This is a genomic window from uncultured Campylobacter sp. (genome assembly GCF_938031315.1).
Classification (GTDB): Bacteria; Campylobacterota; Campylobacteria; order Campylobacterales; family Campylobacteraceae; genus Campylobacter_B.
In genome coordinates, this window is record NZ_CALHHT010000137.1 from 1 (window position 1) to 1,322 (window position 1,322).

Annotated in this window: 2 protein-coding genes; both read right to left on the reverse strand. The window is 48.9% G+C overall.

Annotated features, from left to right (window positions below):
- A partial coding sequence (locus tag Q0236_RS03765) for a hypothetical protein (RefSeq protein ID WP_297915272.1) occupies nucleotides 1-189 on the reverse strand: 189 nt, incomplete at its 3' end.
- 65 nt (nucleotides 190-254) lie between these two features.
- Nucleotides 255-1,322, reverse strand: a 1,068-nt coding sequence (locus Q0236_RS03770; protein ID WP_297915273.1) for a DNA recombination protein RmuC, incomplete at its 5' end; no start/stop codon positions are given.

Consider the following 1,322-nt stretch of genomic DNA (forward strand, 5'->3'; position numbering starts at 1 on the left):
ACAAAGCAGGTTCGTTTCGCCGCAGAACTCGCGCAGTATCCATCTACAAAATCCGCACCGTATCCCGCCTCGCGACGTCTCATTTAAAATTTCGCAACCTTTCAAAATTTTATTATCGATCCAAAATTTGCCGCCGTTTAAAATTCCGCCGCTTAGAATTTTACCGACATTAAGAGCCAAGCCGCTCAAAATTCCGCCGCGTTACAGCGTACTAAGGCACCCGAAGCGCCGTATTGCGCTAGGGTTTGCCCGCCTCACAGCTCGCTAAAACGCTCAAAGCGGGCTTTTAGAGATTTTGCGTTTTTGTTTAAAAGTTCCGCTTGCGCGGCGAGTTTATCTGCGTATGTTTGAAGCGCCGTCGCATACTTAGCATGCGCCTCAAAGTCCGATTTTAGCGCGTAAATTTCATCTTTTACCGATTTTATATTTTGCGCGAGTGCCTCGTCTTTTACGAAGGTGCGGATCGTGCCTAAAAGCGCCAGCAGCGTCGTGGGCGATGCCGCAAAAATGCCGATTTGCGCGCAGTATTCAAGCACCTGCGGCAGCTTCTCGCAGACATATACAAAAACCGCCTCACTGGGTACAAATAGCACCGCAAACTCCGTGCTAAGAGGCGGTATTATGTATTTTTCCGCTATATCTGCGGCGTGCTTTTTCATATCGGCGGCGAGTTGCTTATCCGCACTAGCAAGCGCTGCGGCGTCGTTTGAGGCGGAGGCAGCGATGATCTTTTCATAGCTTTGAAGTGGGAATTTTGAGTCGATGCAAAGAATTTTTTCTTTTGCGATATGTAGCGCGCAGTCTGCGATCCTGCCGTTTGGTAGGTGCTTTTGCAGCTCGTAAAACGCGGCGTTTTGCCCATAAATCATCGATAAAATTCTCTCTAATCGGTACTCACCGAAGTTGCCGCGCAGCTTGACGTTGCCTAAAATCGAGTTTAGCTTTGCGATTTCGTCACGCACCTGAAGTGAAGTTTTATTTTGCTCGCTCATTCGCGCTAGATTTTCCGCTATGTCCTTAAAGCCGCGATCCAGCGAGCTTAAATTCTCACTAAGCGCGCTATTTTGGCGCTGCAAACCCTCGCCTAGGGATCTATTAAGATAATAGAGCTTATCGTTAAAGCCGTCGTTTAGGCTTTGATTTAGCTTAAAAAGCTCGGTACTTGCTCTTGCACTTTGAGCAGTGAGCCTTTCGCTTAAAAGCTCGCTAAGCGCGGAGTTTGCATCGCTTATGCGGCGGTTTTGCAGCACGAGCGCGATCAGCAGGGCAAGCACTAGTGCAGCAAAAAACGCAAACGCCGCGAGCACAATCCCGTCAGCGTC